This is a genomic window from Arthrobacter sp. efr-133-R2A-63 (assembly GCF_030209795.1).
GTDB classification, from domain to species: Bacteria; Actinomycetota; Actinomycetes; order Actinomycetales; family Micrococcaceae; genus Arthrobacter; species Arthrobacter bambusae_A.
On sequence record NZ_JARVRG010000024.1, the window covers coordinates 219,676 to 243,404 of the forward strand.

At 65.8% G+C, this 23,729-nt stretch carries 19 protein-coding genes; 12 read left to right on the forward strand and 7 right to left on the reverse strand.

The genetic code is table 11. The annotated features are described in order from the left end of the window. Nucleotide 1: 1 nt before the first annotated feature. Nucleotides 2–919 (forward strand): cation diffusion facilitator family transporter, encoded by a 918-nt coding sequence (locus QRN45_RS13715; protein WP_284763716.1) that lies wholly within the window; start codon nt 2–4, stop codon nt 917–919. A 14-nt stretch (nt 920–933) separates the two neighbouring features. Here the strand turns inward: QRN45_RS13715 and QRN45_RS13720 are convergent, their stop codons facing one another. Next, on the reverse strand, nt 934–2,142 hold the full coding sequence (locus tag QRN45_RS13720; protein ID WP_264637682.1) for an MFS transporter: 1,209 nt from the start codon (nt 2,140–2,142) through the stop codon (nt 934–936). A gap of 146 nt (nt 2,143–2,288) precedes the next feature. Here QRN45_RS13720 and QRN45_RS13725 point away from each other — a divergent pair, with 146 nt between their 5' ends. Further along, complete coding sequence (locus QRN45_RS13725; protein WP_264637683.1) at nt 2,289–2,729, forward strand: (deoxy)nucleoside triphosphate pyrophosphohydrolase; 441 nt, start codon at nt 2,289–2,291, stop codon at nt 2,727–2,729. Nucleotides 2,730–2,754: 25 nt separating this feature from the next. On the opposite strand, the gene QRN45_RS13730 is transcribed toward QRN45_RS13725, so the two are convergent. After that, nucleotides 2,755–3,849: an Rv2578c family radical SAM protein gene (locus tag QRN45_RS13730; protein ID WP_241708841.1), complete on the reverse strand. Its 1,095-nt coding sequence runs from the start codon at nt 3,847–3,849 to the stop codon at nt 2,755–2,757. A gap of 124 nt (nt 3,850–3,973) precedes the next feature. On the opposite strand from QRN45_RS13730, the gene pcp reads away from it, so the two are divergent. Further along, on the forward strand, nt 3,974–4,621 hold the full coding sequence (gene pcp / locus QRN45_RS13735; RefSeq protein ID WP_284763717.1) for a pyroglutamyl-peptidase I: 648 nt from the start codon (nt 3,974–3,976) through the stop codon (nt 4,619–4,621). On the opposite strand, the gene QRN45_RS13740 is transcribed toward pcp, so the two are convergent. Continuing rightward, complete coding sequence (locus tag QRN45_RS13740) at nt 4,618–5,286, reverse strand: SIMPL domain-containing protein (protein ID WP_284763718.1); 669 nt, start codon at nt 5,284–5,286, stop codon at nt 4,618–4,620. The two genes, pcp and QRN45_RS13740, sit on opposite strands and share 4 nt — an antisense overlap. Nucleotides 5,287–5,458: 172 nt before the next feature. Here QRN45_RS13740 and pheS point away from each other — a divergent pair, with 172 nt between their 5' ends. The 3 genes from pheS to QRN45_RS13755 are packed head-to-tail and all read left to right on the forward strand — an operon-like array spanning nt 5,459 to nt 9,764. Next, complete coding sequence (gene pheS, locus QRN45_RS13745) at nt 5,459–6,520, forward strand: phenylalanine--tRNA ligase subunit alpha (protein WP_078105647.1); 1,062 nt, start codon at nt 5,459–5,461, stop codon at nt 6,518–6,520. A gap of 2 nt (nt 6,521–6,522) precedes the next feature. Beyond that, nucleotides 6,523–9,072, forward strand: coding sequence for a phenylalanine--tRNA ligase subunit beta (pheT, locus tag QRN45_RS13750; RefSeq protein ID WP_241708844.1), 2,550 nt, complete (start codon nt 6,523–6,525; stop codon nt 9,070–9,072). A 47-nt stretch (nt 9,073–9,119) separates the two neighbouring features. Continuing rightward, nucleotides 9,120–9,764: a 4'-phosphopantetheinyl transferase family protein gene (locus tag QRN45_RS13755; RefSeq protein ID WP_284763719.1), complete on the forward strand. Its 645-nt coding sequence runs from the start codon at nt 9,120–9,122 to the stop codon at nt 9,762–9,764. A 27-nt stretch (nt 9,765–9,791) separates the two neighbouring features. Here the strand turns inward: QRN45_RS13755 and QRN45_RS13760 are convergent, their stop codons facing one another. The 4 genes from QRN45_RS13760 to QRN45_RS13775 form a co-directional block, all read right to left on the reverse strand. After that, nucleotides 9,792–11,189: a M1 family metallopeptidase gene (locus QRN45_RS13760; RefSeq protein WP_241708847.1), complete on the reverse strand. Its 1,398-nt coding sequence runs from the start codon at nt 11,187–11,189 to the stop codon at nt 9,792–9,794. An 81-nt stretch (nt 11,190–11,270) separates the two neighbouring features. Then, nucleotides 11,271–15,203: a Pls/PosA family non-ribosomal peptide synthetase gene (locus QRN45_RS13765; RefSeq protein ID WP_241708849.1), complete on the reverse strand. Its 3,933-nt coding sequence runs from the start codon at nt 15,201–15,203 to the stop codon at nt 11,271–11,273. 107 nt (nt 15,204–15,310) lie between these two features. Further along, nucleotides 15,311–16,276, reverse strand: coding sequence for a quinone oxidoreductase family protein (locus QRN45_RS13770; protein WP_241708858.1), 966 nt, complete (start codon nt 16,274–16,276; stop codon nt 15,311–15,313). Between the two features lie 135 nt (nt 16,277–16,411). Beyond that, a complete protein-coding gene (locus tag QRN45_RS13775; RefSeq protein ID WP_078105643.1) occupies nt 16,412–17,500 on the reverse strand; it encodes a fatty acid desaturase family protein in 1,089 nt (362 codons plus the stop codon). 200 nt (nt 17,501–17,700) lie between these two features. Here QRN45_RS13775 and argC point away from each other — a divergent pair, with 200 nt between their 5' ends. The 6 genes from argC to QRN45_RS13805 are packed head-to-tail and all read left to right on the forward strand — an operon-like array spanning nt 17,701 to nt 23,701. Further along, on the forward strand, nt 17,701–18,732 hold the full coding sequence (gene argC / locus QRN45_RS13780; protein WP_241708859.1) for an N-acetyl-gamma-glutamyl-phosphate reductase: 1,032 nt from the start codon (nt 17,701–17,703) through the stop codon (nt 18,730–18,732). Then, on the forward strand, nt 18,729–19,895 hold the full coding sequence (gene argJ, locus QRN45_RS13785) for a bifunctional glutamate N-acetyltransferase/amino-acid acetyltransferase ArgJ (protein WP_241708860.1): 1,167 nt from the start codon (nt 18,729–18,731) through the stop codon (nt 19,893–19,895). The genes argC and argJ overlap by 4 nt, the downstream gene beginning before the upstream one ends. A gap of 11 nt (nt 19,896–19,906) precedes the next feature. Next, the gene (argB, locus tag QRN45_RS13790; RefSeq protein ID WP_241708861.1) at nt 19,907–20,866 is read left to right on the forward strand and encodes an acetylglutamate kinase; all 960 of its coding nucleotides are present in this window, start codon (nt 19,907–19,909) and stop codon (nt 20,864–20,866) included. Further along, nucleotides 20,863–22,170 carry an acetylornithine transaminase gene (locus QRN45_RS13795; protein ID WP_241708865.1) on the forward strand — a complete coding sequence of 436 codons (1,308 nt, stop codon included), beginning with the start codon at nt 20,863–20,865 and terminating at the stop codon, nt 22,168–22,170. The genes argB and QRN45_RS13795 overlap by 4 nt, the downstream gene beginning before the upstream one ends. Beyond that, nucleotides 22,167–23,165: an ornithine carbamoyltransferase gene (gene argF / locus QRN45_RS13800; protein WP_241708866.1), complete on the forward strand. Its 999-nt coding sequence runs from the start codon at nt 22,167–22,169 to the stop codon at nt 23,163–23,165. The genes QRN45_RS13795 and argF overlap by 4 nt, the downstream gene beginning before the upstream one ends. Continuing rightward, a complete protein-coding gene (locus QRN45_RS13805) occupies nt 23,165–23,701 on the forward strand; it encodes an arginine repressor (protein WP_241708869.1) in 537 nt (178 codons plus the stop codon). The genes argF and QRN45_RS13805 overlap by 1 nt, the downstream gene beginning before the upstream one ends. Nucleotides 23,702–23,729 lie beyond the last annotated feature (28 nt).

Sequence of the window (23,729 nt, forward strand, 5' to 3'; positions counted from 1 at the left end):
CGTGGCTGAACACGGCGGTACCAAGGCAATCCTGGCGGCACTTGGCGCCAACCTGGCGATCGCCGTGCTCAAGTTCGTCGCATTCGTCCTGACGATGTCGTCGTCCATGTTGGCCGAGGCGATTCACTCGGTAGCGGACTCCGGCAACCAGCTGCTCCTGCTGCTTGGCGGGAAGCGGGCGAAGCGCGCCGCTAGTCCGGAACACCCGTTCGGCTATGGCCGGGAACGTTACATTTACGCTTTCATCGTTTCGATTGTGCTGTTCAGCGTTGGTGGCCTCTTCGCGCTGTACGAATCCGCGGAGAAGTTCCAGCATCCCCATGCCATCGACGGTGGTTTCTGGTGGGTGCCGCTGGCTGTGCTCCTCGGCGCGGTGGTGGCGGAATCCTTCTCTTTCCGGACGGCCATCCACGAGTCCAATCCCTTGCGCGGCGGGCAGAGCTGGATCAAGTTCATCCGCAACGCCAAGCAGCCGGAATTGCCCGTGATTCTCCTGGAGGACTTCGGAGCGCTGCTGGGCCTCGTTTTCGCCCTGTTCGGCGTGAGCCTGACCCTCCTCACGGGCAACGGCTTGTGGGATGCGGCGGGCACGGGAATGATCGGGCTGCTTCTTGTGGGAATCGCCGTGGTGCTCGCGGTGGAGACCAAGTCCTTGCTGCTCGGCGAATCAGCCACCAAAGAGGACAACGGGCGCATCACGGCAGCCATCGAGTCCGACGGCACGCGCATCATCCACCTCAAGACCATGCACCTGGGTCCGGAGGAGTTGCTTGTCGCCGCGAAGATCAGTGTGGGCGCGGCAGATACCGGCCAGGCGATTGCCAAAGCGATCGACGACGCCGAACTCAGGATCCGCACTGCAGTGCCGATCGCGCGGGTCATCTACCTTGAACCGGACGTGGAGCGGGTGCAGGTCTAGGTCCTGCGACAGCACTATGCAGCCAGTGGCCTCTTGCGTTCCAGCCAGCCGCTGATGCCCGCGACTCCAAGTCCCAGGATTGCGAGGACAGCACCGACGAGGGCCGGGGCAACGTAACCCCAACCCCAGGCGATGACCACGCCGCCCAGGAACGCGCCAAGCGCGTTGGCGATGTTGAGGGCGGAATGGTTGAGCGAGGAAGCCAAGGACGGGGCGTCCGGTGATGCGTCGAGGAGGCGCGTCTGCAACGGCGGAACCAACATGGAGCCGATACCGCCCACGATGAAGACCATGATGAACGCGGACCACGCCCAGTGGGCTGCGACGGCGTAGGCCACCAGCGCCAACGCGATGAGCGGAAGGACCCGGTAGATGGTTCCCATGACCGACTTGTCGGCGATGCGGCCGCCGAGGATGTTGCCTGCCACCATGCCGAGACCGTAGAGGGCAACCACCAGGGGTATCAGCGCCTCGGGGATGCCGGCCACGGACGTCATGGTGTGGGAGATGTACGTGTAGGTGGCAAAGAAGCCGCCAAAACCGATGATTCCGATCAACAATGCCAGCCAGACCTGGATGCGTTTGAGGGCACCGAGTTCCCGGCGGATGCTTGCCTCGGGGTGGGCAGGCTCAAAGGGGACAAATTTCCACAGCAACACGCTGGTGACAAGGCCGATCGCGCCGACGACTATGAAGAGCAGGCGCCACCCGAAGCTCTGGCCGAGCCACGTAGCCACGGGAACGCCGATGACATTGGAGATGGTGAGCCCGCCCATGACCATCGAAATCGCCCAGCCGCGCTTGGTGGGAGCAACCAGGCTCGCCGCGATGACCGCGGCGATCCCGAAGAAGGCGCCATGGGGCAGTCCCGAGGCGAACCTCGTGATCAACATGGTTCCGTAGTCCGGTGCGATGAAGGACGTCAGGTTCGCTATGGACAGGAACAGCATGAGACCCAAGGCAAGTTGCTTGCGGGGGAGGCGGGCGCCCAGGGCAGCGAATATCGGCGCCCCCACCACGACCCCCAAGGCGTAGGCAGAAATCAGGTTCCCGGCCTCAGGCGTGCTGATGTTGAGTCCTTGCTCGATCTCCTTGAGCAAGCCCATCATGGTGAACTCCGTGGTGCCGATGGCAAATCCACCCATGGCAAGGGCGAAGATCGCCAGCGCCACGTGGCGGTTTCCGGTCTTTTGGGAGGTCTTGCTGACAGCGGTAGTGGTCATCGTCCTGTTTCTTGGGGGTGAGTGGGAAGCCACTCGACGGGAATAAAGCCAGCTTTCAAGCTTAGTGCGAGTCTCCGGCGAATGGCCCTGAATGTGAGCACTTCCATAGGCGGAGGTGATCACCTGGCGGCCCATAGACTGTTGCGGTGACTGGACTGATAAGCGTGGCGGGCGCCGCCGTCGTCGATTCCCTTGAAAATCCGAAACGGTTGCTCGTCGCAAGGCGCAGCGCCCCACCGCAATTCGCGGGTATGTGGGAGTTCCCGGGCGGCAAACTCGAGGCCGGGGAATCCTTCGAAGACGCCCTGCACCGCGAACTGCTCGAGGAGCTCGGAGTCACCGTCCGGCTCGGAGCCGAAGTGGAACCGCAGGCAGGCACGGGATGGCCCCTGAACGAGCGGGCCGTCATGAGGGTATGGTTCGCCGAACTGCTCGACGGCGCGCCGCGTCCCCTCCAGGACCATGATGAACTCCGGTGGGTTCCGCTGGGCAACGGAGACGAGGCCTCCACGTTGCCGTGGATCCCTGCCGACCTTCCGATTGTCCAGGCGCTGCTGGAGCGGGTGGCCTCGGGCCTGCTTGGCTGAACAGGTTTGGCTAACAAAGACCTGGCTAGAAAAGAGTGGACTGGCCTGCTGTTGGTACGGAAGCCGGTGGTGACGACGCCGGCGGTTCCTTGCCGACAGCGGCGTTCCTGTGGCTGAAACCGCTGCTTCCGGAGTAACCGTGGCGGGCCTTGAAGTAGTTGATACGTCCACTTAGCCAGGTCCTGTATTCCTTGGAGGCATACGAGCCTTGGCCGTAGAGACGGCGGTACTTGCCGACCAGGCCGGGGTGCTGTGCCGCCAGCCACTGCATGAACCATTCCCGGGTGCCCGGCTTCAGGTACAACGCCCCGGCCGTGACGCCGGTGGCACCGGCGTCGGACAACGCGGTAAAGAGCGACTCCAGGGCTTCATCGCTGTCCGTCAGCCACGGCAGGATGGGCATGGCCATGACACCGCAAGGCAACCCGGCCTCGCGCAGGCGGCGGATGAGCTTGAGCCTGGCGCGTGGTGCGGGCGTGCCCGGTTCCACTGCCGATGCAAGGGCTTCGTCAGTCATGGCCAGCGAGATGCCCAGATCCACCGGCACTTGGCTTGAGGCGTGCTTGAGGAGGGGGATGTCCCGGCCCAGGAGGGTTCCCTTGGTGAGGATGGAGAACGGTGTACCGGAATCGGCCAAGGCCCGGATGATCCCCGGCATCAGCTGATAGCGGCCTTCTGCCCGCTGGTACGGATCCGTATTGGTGCCGAGCGCCACGTGGTGGTGGCCCCACGACGGTTTCGCGAGTTCCTTGCGCAGGACCTCTGCTGCGTTGATCTTCACGATCACTTGGGAATCGAAATCGTGTCCGGCGTCGAACTCCAGATAGGTGTGGCTCTTGCGCGCAAAGCAGTAGACGCAGGCGTGGCTGCATCCGCGGTAAGGATTGACCGTCCATTCGAAAGGCATCTGGGAACCGGACGCCACCTTGTTGAGCACCGATTTGGCGGTGACCTCATGGAAGGTGACTCCGGAGAATTCGGGGGTAGAGACGGAACGCACAAGCCCGGCCAGCGGCAGCAGTGCGTCTGTTGCTGGGGCGGCTCCGGACGGAATGCTGTTGCTGTTGTCTCCTTGTGCCGGACCACGTCGTGGTGAAAGCGCCTGTGCGTCCCATCTCATATGCTCCATTCGAATATATGTTCGAATGGTTGTCAAGGCCTGCTGAACCACGGGCTGATGAAACAGCCGGTGAAAGTCCGCGCGAGGACGGGGGAGCCGCGCGAGCTGTTGCTAGGGTGGGTGCATGATTCTGCTGACGGGGTTCGAGCCTTTCGGTGGCGATTCGAACAACCCTTCGTGGGCTGCCGTCCTCGAAGCGCAGGAAATCTTGCGCACAGAAGGACATGGAGTGGAAGCGCTCGAGCTGCCGTGCGTCTTCGGTGAATCCGCCGCGGTCCTGCGCGACGCCGTCGGCCGACTTCACCCCGAGCTGGTTGTCTGCGTCGGGCTCGCCGGAGGCCGGGACCGCCTCTCCTTGGAGCGCGTGGCCATTAACTGCGATGACGCCAGGATTCCGGACAACGCCGGAAACCGGCCCATCGACGAACCGGTGGTCCCCGAAGGGCCAGCGGCGTACTTCAGCACGCTGCCGGTGAAGGCCGCGCTCCGGGCACTGCAGATCGCCGGAATCCGCGCCGAAGTCTCACAGACCGCCGGGACGTACGTGTGCAACCACGTGTTCTATGCCCTCATGCACGAGCTCGCCGGAACGGCAGCACCGCGTCCGCGGGGCGGCTTCATCCACGTTCCCTATGACGAAGCGCGGACTCCGCAGGGAAGCACCGCGCCCGGCATGGCGACGCGGGACATGGGCCGGGGGATCGCCGTCGTCGTGCGCACAGCGCTTGAGACTCCGGTGGACGCGAAGCTGTCCGCCGGCGCTATTCACTAAGCTGGCGCTGGTCTCTGGGCCGGCGCTGGCGAGTCCAGCTCCCACTGCACCAACACGCTCGCGGAAACAGCCGCCGATCCCGCCTCGATGGGAACGCCTTCGCCCGCGGAGGCACGCTTCATGCCGGACATCATAGGCACAGGTGATCCATGCTCCGGCCGCTGATCGATGGAGAGCACCCGCCCCAAGCGGACGCCTGCGAGTGACGCAAAGCGGGACGCCGTCGCTTCGGCTTCCCGCCACGCCGCCGCTTGTGCCCGCGCCGCAACCGCGGACGAATCCGTGAATCCTTGCTCGATCCCGTTGATGCGAAGGCTGTCACCCCCCGCAGCCACCGCCGCGGAGATGGCCGCGGGGGCCGCCGACGGCGGGCCTACCCGGGCGACCAGGGTGGTGGACGCAACATAACCAGTGACCTTTTGCCCCTGGTTTTCGGCCCAGACAAGTTCGGCGCGCAGATTGAGGCCGCTGGTCCGCAGATCACGTGCGGCCACGCCGTGCCCCCGCAAGGCGTCCGTGACGGCCGCGGCGATCGCTCCGGCGTCGTCATAGGCCGCCTCGGCGGCGTCCCGCCTGACTTCGACGGCGAGTGTGAGTGTGAGCAGGTCGGGAACGGCTTCGGCGGTTCCTTCTCCGGTGACAGTGATGGTGCGGGCCGGTGTCATGAAGCCATGCTAGCCCCGGGCGCTGGAAGGGTGTCATGGGTTAAAGCCCCGCCGAACCCTTCTACTAGACTGGGGTTAGTGTCCGCCGGACGTGTCCGGCGAGCATGACTCCTGCTTTTGCCACGGCCCTGCCTGGTGAAGACCATTTCCGACTCGTAGCTAAGAACAGTAGATGACTGACACTTTGCCGGGCGCTGCCATCCCGAACCCTCTGGATGAAGCTGCCATCACCGCTGCCGTTGAGGAAGCCGTCGCCGCGATTGCTGCTGCATCCTCCCTCGAAGAACTCAAAGCCGTCCGCTTGGCGCACACCGGCGAGAAGTCGCCCTTGAGCCTTGCCAACCGTGAAATCGGTGGCTTGCCCAAGGAACAGAAGGCCGCCGCGGGCAAGCTCATGGGTTCGTCCCGTGGCCGCGTCAACCAGGCGCTCGCAGCACGGACCGCTGTGCTCGAAGCCGAAAACGACGCCCGCATCCTCGTCGAGGAAACCGTCGACGTCACGGCGGCACCGCGACGGCGCCGCGCCGGTGCCCGCCACCCGCTGTCCACGCTGCAGGACCGTGTCGCGGACATCTTCGTCGGCATGGGCTGGGAAATCGCCGAAGGACCCGAGGTCGAGTCCGAGTGGTTCAACTTCGACGCCCTCAACTTCAAGCCGGACCACCCGGCCCGCGAAATGCAGGACACTTTCTTCGTGGAGCCTCCCGAGGCGCATCTGCTCATGCGCACGCACACGTCCCCGGTGCAGGTCCGTTCCATGCTGGAGCGCGAAGTGCCCATCTATGTGCTGTGCCCGGGCAAGGTGTTCCGCACCGATGAACTCGATGCCACCCACACGCCCGTGTTCCACCAGTTCGAGGGCCTGGCCATCGACAAGAAGCTGAGCATGGCCGACCTGCGCGGCACCTTGGAGCACTTCGCCCGGCAGATGTTCGGTGACGAGGCACAGATCCGGCTGCGTCCCAACTACTTCCCGTTCACCGAGCCTTCCGCTGAGCTGGATATTTGGCACCCCGGCGCCAAGGGCGGCCCCCGCTGGATCGAATGGGGCGGTTGCGGCATGGTCAATCCCAACGTCCTGCGCGCTGCCGGCATCGACCCGGACGAGTATTCAGGTTTTGCCTTCGGCATGGGCATCGAGCGCACGCTCATGTTCCGCAACGAGGTCGGCGACATGCGCGACATGATCGAAGGCGATGTACGTTTCAGCGAGCACTTCGGGATGGAGATCTAACAGTGCGTATCCCACTTACATGGCTGCGTGAATTCGCGCAGGTTCCGGCCGACGCCACGGCCGAAGACGTCATGGCGGAACTCGTCAAGGTCGGTTTTGAGGAAGAAGCGGTCCACCGCCCCACGGACGAACTCAAGGGTCCCATCGTGGTGGGCCAGGTCCTGAGCCTCGTCAAGGAACCGCAGTCCAACGGCAAGACCATCAACTGGTGCCAGGTCCGCGTTGTCCCTGAAGGCCAGGAGCAGACCCTGACCGGCAAGGGCATCGATCCTTCCGGCGTGCAGGGCATCATTTGCGGTGCCCACAACTTCGTCGAGGGAGACAAGGTTGTGGTGACCCTCCCGGGCGCCGTGCTCCCGGGTGACTTCCACATTTCCGCCCGCAAGACCTACGGGCACCTGTCGGCAGGCATGATCGCCTCCGTCCGTGAACTCGGCATCGGCGAGGACCACGACGGCATCCTGGTGCTCTCCCGCATCGGCTTGGATCCCGAAATCGGCACCGACGCCATGTCCCTCCTGGGCCTCTACGACGAAGCCGCCGAAATCAACGTCACCCCGGACCGCGGCTACGCGTTCTCCATTCGTGGCGTGGCACGCGAGTACGCCCACGCCACCGGAACCGTCTTCACGGACCCGGCGGCCAAGGTCAACGCCCCCGCGGCGCTCTCCGGCGGCTATGGCGTCAAGCTCAACGACGACGCCCCCATCTACGGCAAGCCTGGTTGCGACCGTTTCGTGGCCCGCACGGTCCGCGGCGTGGACGCAACCCGTCCCACCCCGCCATGGATGGTCTCCCGGCTGCGTCTTGCCGGCATCCGCTCCATTTCGCTGCCTGTCGACATTTCCAACTACGTGATGCTCGAACTCGGCCAGCCGAACCACTGCTACGACCTCGACAAGCTTTCGGGCGACATCGTGGTCCGCCGAGCCGTCGCGGGCGAGAAGATCACCACCCTTGACGATAAAGTGCGGGCGCTCGACGTCGAAGACCTCCTGATCACCGACGACTCCGGTGCAATCGGCATCGCCGGCGTGATGGGGGGAGCCAACACCGAGGTTTCCGATTCGACCACCAACATCCTGGTCGAGGCCGCGCACTTCGACGAGGTCTCGATCGGTCGCTCGCGCCGCAGGCACAAGCTGCCGTCGGAGGCGTCCAAGCGATTCGAACGCGGTGTGGATTGGCAGGTTGCCAACGTAGCTGCCCAGCGCGTCGTCGACCTCCTGGTGGAACTGGCCGGCGGGACGGCGGACGAAGCCGGCACCGACGTCGGGACGGCACCTGACGCCGTCACCATCGAGCTGCCGGCAGGCTACGCGGCCTCCCGGATCGGCATCGACTTCACGGAAGAGCAAATCACGGGTTCCCTCAAGGACCTCGGCGCCATCGTCCTGAAGGACGAAGCGAGCGACTCCTACGTGGTCACGGCACCGAGCTGGCGCAACGACCTGGAAACCAAGGAAGACCTCTCCGAGGAAATCGCGAGGCTGGTGGGCTACGACAACATCCCGGCAACCCTGCCCGTGGCCCCTCCTGGCCGCGGCCTGACCCGGACCCAGCAGCAAAAACGCCGCGTGGTCCAGGCCCTCGCCGACGCCGGGCTCACCGAGGTCCTGTCGTACCCGTTTGTCTCCAAGTCGGCCAACGACACCTTCGGCGTGGCAGAGGAAGGCGCGGCGCGCACCGCCCTCAAATTGGCCAACCCGATCAGCGAGGAACATGGCTACCTGCGTACGTCCGTGCTTCCGGGCCTGATCGAGGTGGCCCGCCGCAACCACTCCCGCGGTTTCCGCGATCTCGCCCTTTTCGAGGCAGGCTCGGTGTTCCTTCCGGACGGTCAGCTTGGCACGGCATCCATCCCGCCGCTGGGAGTCAAGCCAACCGATGAGGTCCTTGACGGACTGTACGACGGCGTCCCGGACCAGCCGCTGCACATCGCCGCGGTCTTGACCGGCCATGATTCCCCGGCAGCCGCGGCCCACACCCCGCGTGCCTGGGACTGGGCCGACGCCCTGGATGTTGCCCGGCTCGTCGGCGACGTCCTCGGCGTCGAACTCGTCGTCAGCCAAGGCAGCCACCAGGCGTTCCACCCGGGCCGGGCCGCCCGGTTGGCGCTCCGCTCCGGCGACGTCGTCGGCTACGCCGGCGAGTTGCACCCCAAGCTGCTCGCCGCCCATGACATGCCGGCGCGCTCCGTTGCCCTCGAGCTCAATGCGGACGCACTGTTCGACGCCGCTCCGGACGTCATTGTCGCCAAGCACATCTCCGGTTTCCCGGTGGCCACCCAGGACGTAGCCCTTGTGGTGCCGCAGGACGTTCCGGCGGACGCAGTGCTGGCGGCCCTCCGGGAAGGCGCCGGCGAACTCCTCGAAGACGTCGCCTTGTTCGATGTCTACGCGGGCCAGGGGATCGAAGACGGCAAGAAGTCGCTCGCGTTCGGGCTGCGGTTCCGTGCCTCGGACCGCACTTTGACCGCCGACGAGGCATCGGCGGCACGTGAGGCCGCCGTCGCCGTCGCCGCAGAGCGATTCGGGGCAGTCCAGCGCTGACGGACATCAACCCGGGGGTCCAGGGGCTGGCTGTTCACATCCAGTCCTTGGACCCTGCCGATTCCGCCGCCATCGAAAAGATCGCGGCGGAATTGCTGTCTCCGGCCGAGACGCTTCGGGCAAACACCATGGCCCCGGCCCTGCGCCTGGAATTCCTGGCCTCCAGGCTGGCGCAGCAAGACTTTGCGGCCACCCTTCTGGGTGTTCCCGCCTCGAAGCTCCAGGCGGCCTACGAGTGCCCGGACTGCGGTTCCGGTCCGGACATCGCGCATGGCCGGCCCGGATACCTGCTCGACGGCGGCCCCGCACCCTTGGCGCTTAGCGCCTCACGGTCGTCGGGCTGGGTGCTGTTTGCCGCCGTCGTACACCCCGGACCAGGGCTCCGGGTGGGCGCCGACCTGGAAAATGCCGCGGGCACGGAGTTCACCGGCTTCGACGACGTCGCCCTCACCGTGCGGGAGCGGCGCCATCTCGACGCGCTGGATCCCGCGGGGCGGCCCCAGGAGCGAGCACGATTGTGGGCGCGCAAGGAAGCCTGGTTGAAGATGACGGGCGACGGGCTCAGGGTGGCCCCGGATTCCCTCGATGTGCTTGACAGGGCGGGGCTGTGGGACCTCGAACTCCCGTCAAGCGCGGGCGGCCGGGATCTTCCGGCCGGTCTGCTTGCCGCCCTCGCGATATCGGCACGCTAAGTCCTTGGACAGGCTGGATTTTCGGGATCAGCCGAAAGCGGGCACCCTTGCCTGGTACAGCCACGGTTCCAGGACACTTCCCGCGTCGAGCCCCGGGACGTAAGTGTTTGCCGCAGCGATGAATTCCTCCGTGGAGACCGAGCTGTGGCGCTTGGCCTCGGTCCAATGGCGCAGCAATCCGAAGAACGCTTCGTCTCCACATGCGCGGCGGACGGCGTGGAGGGCCAGGGCCCCGCGCTTGTAGACGCGGTCATCGAACATGTGCTCCGGTCCGGGATCCCCGATCACGAGGTCCTGGGCGCCCATGTCGAGCTTGCGCCACGCGGCCCTTGCGCGGTTGGCGAGGGACATGACGCCCGCCTCTTCGGACCAGATCCACTCGGCATAGCACGCGAAGCCCTCATGCAACCAGATGTCCCGCCAGCTGCTCACGGTGAGCGAGTTGCCGAACCACTGGTGGGACAGCTCGTGGGCGATGAGGCGCTGCGCGTCCCACGATTGCTCCATGTGGTTCCTGCCGAAGATGGAGAGGGTCTGGGCCTCAAGCGGTATTTCCAGTTCGTCCTCGGTCACCACGGCCGTGTATTCGGCAAAGGGATACGGACCGAAACACTCCACAAAGGTGCGCATCATGTCGGCCTGCCGTGCCAGGCCTTCGCGGGCCTCGGTCAACAAACCGGGGGAGACAGCAACGAACTGGGGCACCGGAGCCTGCCGCAGGGCTTCGGCGTGATGGGCAGTTCCGGCGCGGACCCCACCCGGGGCGGGGCTGAGCTGGTGAAGCCGGTAGCGTCCGATTTGCACGGTGGCGAGATAGCTTGCCATCGGCTCGGCCTGTTCGTAGACCCAGGTTTCGCGGCTTGATTTCCTGCTGTGGGAGACGAGGCGGCCGTTGCAGATGGCGCGGTAGTTGTCGTCGGTGGTGATGCTGATCAAGTAGCTGGACTTGTGCCGGGGATGGTCGTTGCACGGGAACCAGGACGCGGCGCCGTTCGGCTGCCCGGCAACCAGCACGCCGTCTTCGAGCTCTTCCCACCCGACTTCGCCCCACAGGCCCCGGCGCGGCTTCGGGTTGCCGTCGTAGCGGAGTTCAACCGTGAAGTGCTGGCCTGCCCGCAAGCGGTCTTTGGTGGTGATCACGAGGTGTTCGCCGCGCGGGCTGAACTTCGGCACTTTCTTGCCGTCAACCAGGATTTTGGAAGCCTTCATGCCTACCAGGTCGAGGACTACGGAGTCCGTGTCTTCGAGCGTGACGCAACGGAGCACGGCGCGTCCGTTAAGCCGGTTGCTGCCCAGGCTGTAGTCCAGGTCTAGTTCATACCTCTGGACCTGGAATGCCGTGCTCCCATGGTGCAGGGTGTAGGGATCGGCGGCAGTTGTAGTGGTTTCCCGCGCTTGGGGTGTTCCGGGTTCGCTGCGGCTCATGTGCGCTGGCTGCCTCCGTGTAGCTTGTTGTGTCGGGGTCCTCATGGGCTGGTAATTAATAAGCCCCCTTGCCAATCTACGCTACGGCCCGGACCACGGGCTGACGGGGTTGCCCATCCAGTAGGTGCCCGCGGGAACCGTCTCTCCACGCATGACGAGCGACGCCGGTCCCACCGTTCCGCCGGCCCCGATGCTGGCGCGCGGCAGGATCACGCCGTGCGGACCCATCGTGGCGCCGTCACCGAGGACCACGGTGTCGATGCTCATGATGCGGTCATGGAAGAGATGTGTCTGGACCACGCAGCCGCGGTTGACCGTGGAGCTTTCGCCGAGCGTGACGAGGTCGGCTTCGGGCAGCCAGTAGCTCTCGCACCAGGTACCCCGGCCGATTTTCGCGCCGAGCGCCCGGAGCCACCACACCAACGCCGGCGTGCCGGATGCTGAACGCGCAAACCAAGGGGCACTGACCATTTCGATGAAGGTGTCCACCACCTCGTTGCGCCAAATGAACGAGCTCCACAGGGGATGTTCGCCCTCTTTGATGCGCCCGACCAAGACCCACTTCGCGGCCACCGAACTCGCAGCCGCCACGGCACCCGCGGCGAGGATCACGACGCCTCCAAGGACGGCGGCGAGCCAGTAGGAGGTCTCGGTGGCGATCCAGTCGAGGACCAGCATGATGCCGACGGCGATCCCCACCGTCAGCATGACCGGCACCAAGCGGCACAGTTCCCACAGGGCCCGTTTGGCCTTGAGGGCCAACGGCGGGTTGAAGGTGAGGCTCTGATCCGCATTGACGGCAGTCCTGCGCAGCCTGACGGGAGGACTCCCCAGCCAGGAGGTGCCCGATTTGGCCTTGGCCGGCGTGGCGGACAGGACCGCCACGAGTGAGTTCTTGGGAACGCTGCGGCCTGCGGCGGTCATGCCGGAATTGCCCAGGAAGGAGCGTTTGCCGATCTTGGCCGGAGCGATTTTCATCCAGCCGCCGCCGAGCTCGTAAGAGGCCACCATGGTGTCGTCGGCGAGGAACGCGCCTTCGCCGATGGTCGTCATGCGTGGAAGCAGGAGCACCGTGGAAGCTTCCACGTTGCGGCCTACCTTGGCACCCAGCAGGCGCAACCACACCGGGGTGAAGAGGCTGGCGTAGATCGGGAAGAGCAGGTCCCGTGCCATGTCCAGCACACGTTCGGTAGCCCAGACCTGCCAGCCGACGCGGCTGCGGACCCGGTAGTACCCCTCCTTGAGGCCGACGCCGAGCATCCGGGTGGTCGCCAGGATCAAGAGGAGATTGCACAGGAACCAGGCCAATGCCGCCAAGGGGATGGCAGGCAGGAGTTCCGGGAAGGCGTCCTGCAGGGAACTCCTGCCTTGGATGAATGCCAGGATGACGATCGCAGCGACGAATGCCGAGATGTAGGGGATCAGGGCGAGCAGCGCCGAGGCCGCAGCGAATGCCGCAAACCAGAGCCTGCCGATCAGGTGGTGTGACGAAGGGGTCTCGGGCCAGCCATTCTTGGCTTTGCCGCGGCGCTCGGCGGGGGAGCCGGCAACAAGATGCCCGGCCTTGACCTTGCCCAACACCGCGGAGCCGGGCTCCACGCGCGCACCTGCGCCGATGCTGGTTCCCGGCATGAGGGTGCTGCGGGAGCCGACTGTGGCGCCGGCACCTACGTGGATGGCGCCGATGTGGACGAAGTCGCCGTCGATCCACCAGGCAGAGAGGTCCACTTCGGGTTCGATGTTGGAGCCGCTGCCCAAGGAGAGCAGTCCGGTGACCGGAGGCAGCGAGTGCAAATGGACGTTGTTCCCGATCTTCGCCCCGAGTGCCCTGGCGTAGTAGGGAACCCACGGAGCGCTCGCGAGGCTGATGGCGCCTGAAAGGTCCTGGATCTGTTCTGCCAGCCACAGCTTCAAGTGGACTTTGCCCGAGCGCGGGTACGTTCCGGGACTGACGCCGCGCAAAAGGGTTCGCGCGGCCAGAATCGAGATCCCCATGCGTCCCGGCGGGCTGACGAACACCAGCCACGATGCCAGGATCCACCACCAGGACACCACGGGAGCGGCGGTGAAACCGGCGAAGTCGGCCAGTAAGCGGTTGGCGGCCATGAGGTACGTGAGCCAACGCATGCCCACCAGGATGTTGAGGAAGATTCCCATCAGGGTCTGGAAGATCTGCGATTTCCGGGAGGTGGGGCGGACCGTGCGTTCGGCCGCCGGCCCTTGGATGCCGCCTTCCGGCAGTGACTGCCGCGCGGCGTCGATCAAGGCGCCCACGCGAGGAGTTGCATAGATTTCGGCCACCGTGATGGTGGGGTACCGCACGCGCAGCGCCGAGACGAGTTGGGCTGCGGCGAGGGAGCCCCCGCCGTAGGCGAAGAAATCGGCGTCGAGCGAGGTGACGCTGGAGCCGAGGACGCTTTCCCACTGTTCAACCACCCATTGGGCGTCCTCGGGGAGGTTGAGTGGTGCTTTGTCGGCATCCGCGGCGCCCGCGCCGGCCAGTGGCCAGGGAAGCGAATGCCGGTCCACTTTGCCGCTGGTCTTGGTCGGAAGCGAATCGACGACCGTCAGCAGCGGGATCAGCGCGGCGGGAAGGCTTTCCGTGAGCAATTCGCGGGACGCTGCGAGGTCGATGTCCCCTGGTCCGGCCGGAGCCAGGTAGCCGACCAGTATCTGGTTCCCCGCCGCCGTCGTGCGGACCGCAGCCGCGGCGCCGGCGACTCCCGGGAGGGCCTGCAGGGCGGCGTCAATCTCACCGAGTTCGATGCGCCGGCCGCCAAGCTTGACCTGTTCATCCGCGCGGCCCTGGAAAACGAGGCCGGCTTCCTCGTAGCGGACGAGGTCGCCGGAGCGGTATGCGCGTTCCCACCCCAGGGACGGCATGGGGGCGTACTTTTCGGCGTCCTTGGCCGGGTCGAGGTAGCGGGCCAGTCCGACGCCGCCGATGATCAGTTCGCCTGTCTCGCCTTCCGCGACGGGAATACCGGCAGCATCGACGACGGCGAGGTCCCAGCCGTCCAGCGGCAGTCCAATCCGCACCGGGCCATCCCCGCCTAGGGGAGCCGCGCAGGCCACGACGGTTGCTTCGGTGGGGCCATAGGTGTTCCACACTTCGCGGCCGTCAACGGCGAGACGCTCTGCGAGTTCCGGAGGGCAGGCTTCGCCACCGAAAATGAGCAGGCGCACGTTTTCGAGGGCTTCCGCGGGCCACAGGGCCGCGAGTGTGGGAACGGTGGAAACCACCGTGATGCCGTGGTTGATGAGCCACGGGCCAAGGTCCACGCCGGAACGCACCAAGGCGCGCGGGGCCGGGACAAGGCAGGCGCCGTGCCGCCACGCCAGCCACATTTCTTCGCAGGAAGCGTCGAAGGCCACGGAAAGGCCGGCGAGGACCCGGTCCTGCGGTCCGATCGGATCCTGCTGGAGGAAGAGCCGGGCTTCGGCGTCGACAAAGGCGGCGGATGAACGGTGTCGCACTGCCACACCCTTCGGCGTGCCGGTGGACCCCGAGGTGAAGATGACCCAGGAATCGTCGTCCAGCCCGGGTGCGCGCGGAGTCGGGTGCGGTGTGGGGCGGTCCGCGGACACATCGATCCTGCCGCCCTTGGTGACGACGGCAGACACTTTGGCTTCTCCGAAAACCAGCCGTGCCCGTTCCTCGGGATCGTCCGCGTCCACGGGCACATAGGCGGCCGCAATCGAGAGGATCGCCAGGATGGCAATGTAGAGATCGTTGGATCCGGAGGGAACCCGGACGCCGATCTTGTCCCCGGGGCCCAGACCGGCTGCGTTGAGCGTTGCAGCAAAACCGTGTACCTGTGCCATGAGTTCTGAATAACTCAGCGACTTCTGCCCGTCGTCGAGGGCAGAAGCCTCCGGAAATGCCAGGGCCGTGTCGTGGAGGATCTCCACGAGCGTGCGCGCGGGCGGGGCGGCTGCTGAACCTTGCAGCTGGGGCAGATGCACCGCTTGGAGTTCCAGGCTGTCCGCCGGGATTTCATGTTCCTGGGTCACGTTCGAAGCTTCTCGGATTGAAGTGAACAAAAAGTGTCAGCGGCCGCGTGACCGTTGCCATGGCCTAGCCCAATGCTAAGTGAAAAGCCAACGTGCTGTTTATTCGATTATGGGAGCAACAGTAGCTTGCCGGTGGTGTTGCGGCCCTCCAGGTCGCGATGGGCCTGGGCTGCGTCGGCGAGCGGGTATGTTCCGCCAATCCGGACTTTGAGCGCGCCGCTGGCGGCAGCGCCGAAGACTTCAGCCGAGCGCCAGCGCCGCTCCTGCGGGTTCTGGAGGAAATGGCCAAGGGTGGGGCGCGTCAGGGACAGCGATCCGCCCGCGTTCAGCCGCTGGGGATCGAAGGGTGGCACAGGCCCGGAAGCCGCCCCGAACAGGACGAGCGCGCCGCGGACGCGCAAGCTCGCGAGGGAACCGTCAAAAGTATCCTTGCCGACGCCGTCGTACACCACGTTCACGCCCGTGCCATCGGTGAGCTCGCGGACCTTGTCCGCAAATCCGGTGTAGCGCAGGACTTCGTCCGCGCCGGCTTCCCGGGCAAGGGCTTCCTTCTCGTCCGAGGAGACCGTGGTGATGACGCGTGCGCCCCGGGCCTTGAGCAACTGCGTCAGGATGAGTCCCACGCCGCCGGCGCCGGCATGCGTCAGGACGGTCTGGCCCGGTTCCACGCGGAAGGAAGAGTTGATCAGGTAGTGCGCGGTCATTCCCTGCAGCGGCAGTGCTGCCGCTGTGTGGTCGTCGACGCCGTCCGGCACGGGAAGCGCTTTGTCGGCGTCTACGAGGGTGTACCCCGCGTAGCTGCGGGATCCTTCAGCCGTAGCGACCCTGTCTCCGACGGCGAAGTCCTCGACGTCGGGGCCGATGGCCTCCACGGTGCCTGCAGACTCGGAGCCGGGGGTGAACGGATACTCGACCTTGTAGGTGCCGCTGCGCTGATACGTGTCAATGAAGTTCACTCCGGCGGCTGCAACTTTGACGAGGAGCTGTCGCGGGCCAGGAACCGGAACCTCTGCTTCGGTGAGTTCGAGGACTTCAGGTCCTCCCGCTTGCCGGGCAATGATCGCTTGCGTCATGGGTCTCCTTCTCCGTCGAGGCACTTTCGTGCCCGCATTCACACAACCATCCTAGGGAGCGGAGTCCGTCGAGTGTCCAGTCAGCTGCTGGGGGCCGTGGTTCGCCGTAACGTGGCCCGTGGCCTTCCGGGCGCGTCAGCCCCTGCCGTGCGCGGATGCGACGGGGCAGTCAAAGCCGCGGCCTGCGGCGAGTCCTACCTCGTTGAGGTACCGAACGACGATGCCGTACGACTGCATCAACGTGGTTTCCGTATAAGGAATGGAATGCTTTTCGCAGTAGCTCCGAACGATCTCCGAAGCGCGGCGCAAGTGCGGGCGGGCCATGTCCGGGAACAAGTGGTGCTCCGCCTGGTGGTTGAGGCCGCCCAGGAGGATGTTCATGAACGGGCCGCCGGAGATGTTCCTGGCGGTCAGAATCTGGCGGCGAAGGAAATCGACCCGCGAGTCTGCCGGGAGGACCGGCATGCCCTTGTGGTTCGGGGCGAAGGAAGCACCCATGTAGAAGCCGAACACCATGATCTGGACGCCCAGGAAGGCAAATGCCATGCCAAGCGGAAGGAACGTGAAGGCGAGGACCGGCAGCGCGAGAAGCCGTGCCAGGAGGATGGGGGTTTCCACCCAGCGGTGCTTGATGGCTCCGGGCCGGAAGATGTACATCAAGGACTCCCACTGCAGGCTGATGCCCAGCAGCAAGAGGAGCGGGAAGAAGAACCAGCCTTGCCTGCGGGTGAGGAACGCGAAGCGTCCCTGCCTGCCGGCAGCGGCTTCAACATGGAATGCCAGGGCTCCGGTTTTGATGTCCGGGTCCTTCGAAATCACGTTCGGGCTGTTGTGGTGCGCGCCGTGCTTCTGTTCCCACCAGGCATAGCTGATGCCGGCAACCGAAGTGGCCAGGATGCGGGCGGACCAGTCATTGGCCCTGCGGGACGCGAAAATCTGGCGGTGGCCGGCCTCGTGGGCAAGGAAGCTCAACTGGGTGCAAAGGATGCCCAGGGCCGCGGCGATGAGGAGCTGGTACCAGCTGGGCCCAATCAGCGCGAAGCCGAACCAGGTGCCGGTCAGCAAGAGGACCAGGGAAGCGAAAACGCTGATGTAAAAACCGACGCGGCGCTTCAAAAGCCCTTCCGCGCGGACCGTCTTGAGCAGTTCGGAATAGCTAAGAACGACGGCGTTGGGTGGCCGGACGCCCTTATGAGGACGTTCCGTGGTGGAGGTCTGTGACATATGCAGTTGCCCCGTAATACATAACGGGCAACGCTGCAACCGACGATCGGCTGCACGGTCTAGATCACCCTCTATTCAGCATACGCTCCCAAAGGGGTTGTGCCGAGACGGGCTGCTTCCGGGAGTGGCTCGAAGAAGCTCCGGAAAAGGGCGTGCATAAATATCGGCAACCATGAATAGTTTTGCTGTATAGTCGTGCCATGACTATTTCTGTTGCCGTCTCCGGTGCCAGCGGCTATGCCGGGGGAGAGGTGCTGCGCCTTCTGGCAGGCCACCCCGACGTCACCATCGGTGCCATCACTGCGCACAGCAACGCCGGTTCCAGACTAGGGGAGTTGCAGCCGCATCTCCACGGTTTGGCCAGCCGGATTCTCGAAGACACCAGCGTGGAAAACCTCGCCGGTCACGACGTCGTGTTCCTGGCGCTCCCGCACGGAGCCTCGGCTGAGATCGCAGCGCAGCTGCCGGAAGGCACGCTGGTGATCGACGCCGGCGCGGACCACCGGCTCGAAGACCCCGCAGCCTGGGAAAGGTTCTATGGCTCCGCCCATGCGGGGACCTGGCCGTACGGGCTGCCGGAACTTCCCGGCCAGCGCGACGCCTTGAAGGGAGCGAAGCGGATTGCCGTTCCCGGCTGCTACCCGACGTCGGCCCTCCTTGCCCTCACGCCCGGCTTCGCCAACAAGCTTCTCCAGCCGGACGACGTCGTGATTGTTTCCGCCTCCGGTACCTCGGGCGCGGGCAAGGCGGCCAAGGTCAACCTCATCGGTTCCGAAGTCATGGGTTCCATGAGTCCCTATGGCGTGGGCGGCGGCCACCGCCACACCCCGGAGATCGAACAGGGACTTTCCAACGCCGCGGGTGAACCGGTCACCGTGTCCTTCACTCCCACCCTCGCGCCCATGAGCCGGGGCATCCTGAGCACGGCAACAGCCAAGGTCAAGCCCGGCGTCACCGCTGCGGAACTCCGCAGTGCCTGGGCTGAAGCGTACGACGACGAACCGTTCGTCCACCTGTTGCCGGAGGGCCAGTGGCCCACCACCAAATCGGTGCAGGGTTCCAACCACGCCGTCATGCAGTTGGCCTTCGACGAGCATTCCGGCCGTGTGGTTGTCACGTGCGTCATCGACAACCTGACCAAAGGGACCGCAGGCGGCGCCGTGCAGTCCATGAATATTGCCCTCGGCCTGGACGAATCCGCCGGCCTCAATGTCCAAGGAGTTGCCCCGTGACCATCACCGCCCCCCAGGGATTCCGGGCCGCAGGCGTCAAAGCCGGCATCAAGGCCTCGGGCAACCCGGACCTCGCCCTCGTCGTCAACGACGGTCCCCTGAAAGCCGCAGCAGCCGTTTTCACGTCCAACCGCGTTGCCGCGGCGCCGGTGCACTGGTCGCGCCAGGTTCTCTCCGACGGGCGCGTCGACGCAGTGGTGCTGAATTCCGGCGGCGCCAACGCCTGCACCGGTCCCCAGGGTTTCCAAAATACGCACGCAACCGCAGAGAAAGTGGCAGCCGTGCTCGGGATCTCCGCCTCCGACGTCGTGGTTTGCTCCACCGGACTCATCGGCGAGCAATTGCCCATGGACAAGATCATCCCTGGCATCGACGCCGCGTTCGCCGAACTTTCCGAGAACGGCGGTTCCGCTGCCGCCACGGCGATCATGACGACGGACAGCGTGGCGAAGGAAGCAGTCTTCACCGGGACCGATGCCGAGGGCAACACGTTCACGGTCGGGGGCATCGCGAAGGGCGCCGGCATGCTGGCGCCGGGCCTGGCAACCATGCTCGTGGTGCTCACCACCGATGCCCAGGTCCCGGCGGAAGAGCTCGACGTGGTGCTCCGCGACGCGACGCGCGTCACCTTCGACCGCACGGACTCCGACGGCTGCATGTCCACCAACGACACCGTGGTCCTGCTGGCCTCCGGGGCCTCCGAGGCCATGCCGTCCGCCGAGCAGCTCGGTGCCGGGGTCACCCACGTGTGCGCCGAGCTCGCCCGCAAGCTGATCGGTGACGCCGAAGGTGCCAGCCACGACATCGCCATCCGCACGTTCAACGCGGCGAGCGAGCGCGACGCCGAAATCGTCAGCCGTTCGGTGGCCCGCTCCAACCTCTTCAAGACTGCCATCTTCGGCAAGGACCCCAACTGGGGCCGCGTCCTGTCCTCGGTGGGCACCACCGACGCCGTCTTCGAACCGGACCGGCTCAACGTCTCCATGAACGGTATCCAGATCTGCCGCAACGGCAGCATCGGCGACGACCGCAACCTCGTAGACCTCGAACCCCGCGAGGTGCTCGTGGAAATCGACCTGCAGGCCGGCGACGCCGAGGCCACCATCTGGACCAACGACCTCACGCACGAGTACGTGCACGAGAACAGCGCCTACTCGAGCTAGACGGGATGACCATGACTGCGCACACCCGGGAAAACACATCCATCGGCGCCGATTCGGCAAAAACTGCCCAGGACAAGGCAGCGACCCTGATCGAGGCGCTGCCGTGGATCCAGCGGTTCGCCGGCACCACCATGGTGATCAAGTACGGCGGCAACGCCATGGTCAACGAGGAACTCCGCCGCGCCTTCGCCGAGGACATCGTCTTCCTGCACCACGTGGGTATCCACCCCGTCGTCGTGCACGGGGGTGGCCCGCAGATCAACTCGATGCTCGGCCGGCTGGGCATCGAATCCGAATTCAAGGGCGGCCTGCGCGTCACCACTCCCGAGGCCATGGACGTTGTCCGCATGGTGCTTACCGGACAAGTGGGCCGCGAACTCGTGGGCCTCATCAACTCCCACGGACCCTATGCCGTGGGCATGTCCGGTGAAGACGGCGGACTCCTGCGTGCCGTGCGCACCGGCACCGTAGTGGACGGCGAGGAAGTGGACCTGGGGTTGGTGGGCGAAGTGGTGGGTGTTGATCCCACGGGTATCGAGGACATCCTCGCAGCCGGCCGCATCCCCGTGATTTCCACGGTCGCACCCGAGATCATCGACGAGGGCGACGGGACGGGCTCCACAACGGGGCAGGTCCTCAACGTCAACGCGGACACGGCCGCAGCGGCGGTCGCCTCGGCACTGGGCGCATCCAAGCTCGTCATCCTGACCGACGTCGAGGGCCTCTACGCCAACTGGCCGGACAAGTCCTCGCTTATCTCCTCGCTGACGGCGACGGAGTTGCGCGAGATGTTGCCGCGCCTCGAGTCCGGCATGATCCCGAAAATGACGGCCTGCCTGAAGGCCATTGATGAAGGAGTGGAACGCGCGCACATCGTGGATGGCCGCCTGCCGCACTCCATGCTCCTGGAAACCTTTACGACCGCGGGCATCGGAACCCAGGTTGTCCCCGACGAGGAAGTGAACTCATGAACGAAACCGTTGGTTTGAGCCCGACCGCCGTTACTGCGGAACCCGCCGCAACCACGCTTGTTTCCCAGAGCACTGGAAGCGACTGGCTGGCCCGTTACGCTTCCTCGCTCATGGGCGTCTTCGGCACCCCGCAGCGGGTCCTGGTCCGGGGTGCGGGTGCCCTCGTGTGGGACGCCGACGGCAAGGAATACCTGGACCTCCTCGGCGGGATTGCGGTGAACGCCCTGGGCCACGCCCACCCGTTCGTCACCTCCGTCATCTCCAGCCAGCTGGCCACCCTGGGCCACGTCTCCAATTTCTTCACGAGCCCCACGCAGATCGCGCTCGCGGAGAAGCTCCTCGCCATCACCAAAGCTCCTGCCGGCTCCAAGGTGTTCTTCGCCAACTCCGGTACCGAAGCCAACGAGGCCGCGTTCAAGCTGGCGCGGCGCAACAGCTCTGGCACGCGCACCAAGATCATCGCCCTGGAAGGTGCTTTCCACGGCCGCACCATGGGTGCGCTGGCCTTGACCGCCAAGGAAGCGTACCGGGCGCCGTTCGAGCCGCTGCCGGGTGGAGTCGTCCACATCCCGTTCGGCGACATCGAGGCGCTCCGTGCCGCCGTCGACGAAACCACTGCCGCGGTGTTCCTGGAGCCCATCCAGGGCGAAGCCGGCGTCCGCCCGCTCAGCGTCGAGTACCTGCAGGCGGCCCGCGAGATGACGAGCAAAGCAGGCGCGCTGCTCATCCTGGACGAAGTCCAGACCGGCGTCGGCCGAACGGGCAAATGGCTGGCCAGCGAAGACGCCGGAATCGTCCCCGACGCCGTGACGCTCGCCAAGGGCCTGGGCGGTGGCTTCCCGGTCGGCGCGCTCATCACCTTCGGGGAGCCGACGTCGTCGCTCCTGACCGCGGGCCAGCACGGCACCACCTTCGGCGGGAACCCGGTGGCCACAGCCGCCGCCCTCGCCACCCTGCATGCGATCGAAAGCCAGGGCGTACTGGAAAATGTGCTCAGCGTCGGCGCGCGGTTGCGGGCCGGACTGTCCGACGTCGACGCCGTCACCGAAGTGCGGGGCGAAGGCCTCCTGATCGGTTTCGACCTCGACTCCGACATTGCGCCCGCCATGGTGACTGCTGCCCTCGACGCGGGCTTCATCATCAACAGTCCCGGCCCGCGCACCATCCGGCTGGCTCCGCCGCTCATCCTGACCGCCGAGCAAGCCGACCGCTTCCTCGACGCGCTGCCAGGCATCATCCAGGCCGCAGCCGAAACCGCTGCACCCCTGAACGCTGCACCACTGACCGCTAAGGACGCACAGTGAACGCCACCCGTCATTTCCTCAAGGACACGGACCTTACTCCGGCCGAGCAAGCCGAGGTGCTCGAACTCGCAGTCCGGATGAAGGCCGCCCCGTACAGCATCCAACCGTTCGCGGCTGCCGGCAACGGGCGCAAGACCGTCGCCGTGATCTTCGACAAGACCTCCACCCGTACCCGAGTGTCCTTCGCCACCGGCGTCGCCGACATGGGCGGCAACGCGCTCATCATCAATCCGGGCGAGGCGCAGATCGGCCACAAGGAATCCGTGGAGGACACCGCCAAGGTCCTCGAACGCATGGTCTCCACCATCGTGTGGCGGACCTCGGCGCACTCCGGCCTCGTAGCCATGGCCGAAAACTCCAAAGTTCCCGTCATCAACGCCCTCTGCGATGACTACCACCCCTGCCAGTTGCTGGCAGACCTCCTGGCAGTCAAGGAGCACAAGGGCGAACTCAAGGGCCTCACCATGGCCTACCTGGGCGACGCCGCGAACAACATGGCCAACTCCTATCTGCTGGCAGGCGTCACGGCGGGCATGCACGTCAGGATCTCGGGTCCGGAAGGCTACCTGCCGGCCGCCGACATCGTGGCGGCGGCCGAGGAGCGCGCCGCCGAGACCGGCGGTTCCGTGCTCATCACCACTGACGCCGCGGAAGCCCTCGACGGCGCCGACGTCGTCGCTACGGACACCTGGGTGTCCATGGGGCAGGAAGCAGAGAAGGAAGCGCGGATGGAGCTCTTCCGCGGGTATTCCGTGGACGAGGCCGCCATGGCACACGCCGCACCGGACGCCGTCGTGCTCCACTGCCTGCCCGCCTACCGCGGCTACGAAATCTCCGCGGGTGTCATCGATGGACCCCAGTCGATCGTCTGGGACGAGGCCGAGAACCGCTTGCACGCCCAGAAAGCGCTCATGGCCTGGCTCATGCACCGCTCGGGACTCGCGTTCGTCGACGGGCTTTCCCCCGTTGAGGGCACCGGAGAGAGCACGTTCTAGTGTCCACCCATCCTGCGTCGCAAGGCGCCAGCCCCGCCACCAAGACCGCCCGCCAGGCGCGGATCACCGCGATCCTGACCGGTCAGTCGGTGCGCTCGCAGGCCGAACTCGCGGCTTTGCTGGCCGACGACGGCGTGCAGGTCACCCAGGCGACCCTCTCCAGGGACCTGGTTGAACTGGGGGCGGTGCGTGTGCGCGGCAAGGACGGTGCACTGGTCTATGCGGTGCCCGGCGAGGGCGGCGACCGCAATGCAAAAAGCGGCGTCACCCAGGAAATCCTGGACGCCCGCTTGTCGCGCCTCTGCGGCGAGCTGCTGGTCACTGCCGAGGCCTCGGGCAATATCGTGGTGCTGCGGACACCGCCGGGTGCCGCCAACTTCCTCGCCCTGGCCATCGACCACTCGGTAATGCCGTCTGTATTGGGTACGATCGCAGGCGACGACACCTTGCTTTTGGTTGCCAGGGATCCCGACGGCGGCGCCGAACTGGCAACGCGCTTCCTCCAGCTGGCCCAGGAAGCCGGACCGGGGAACTAGCCGAGACCGGCAACTGAGCCCTTCTGAC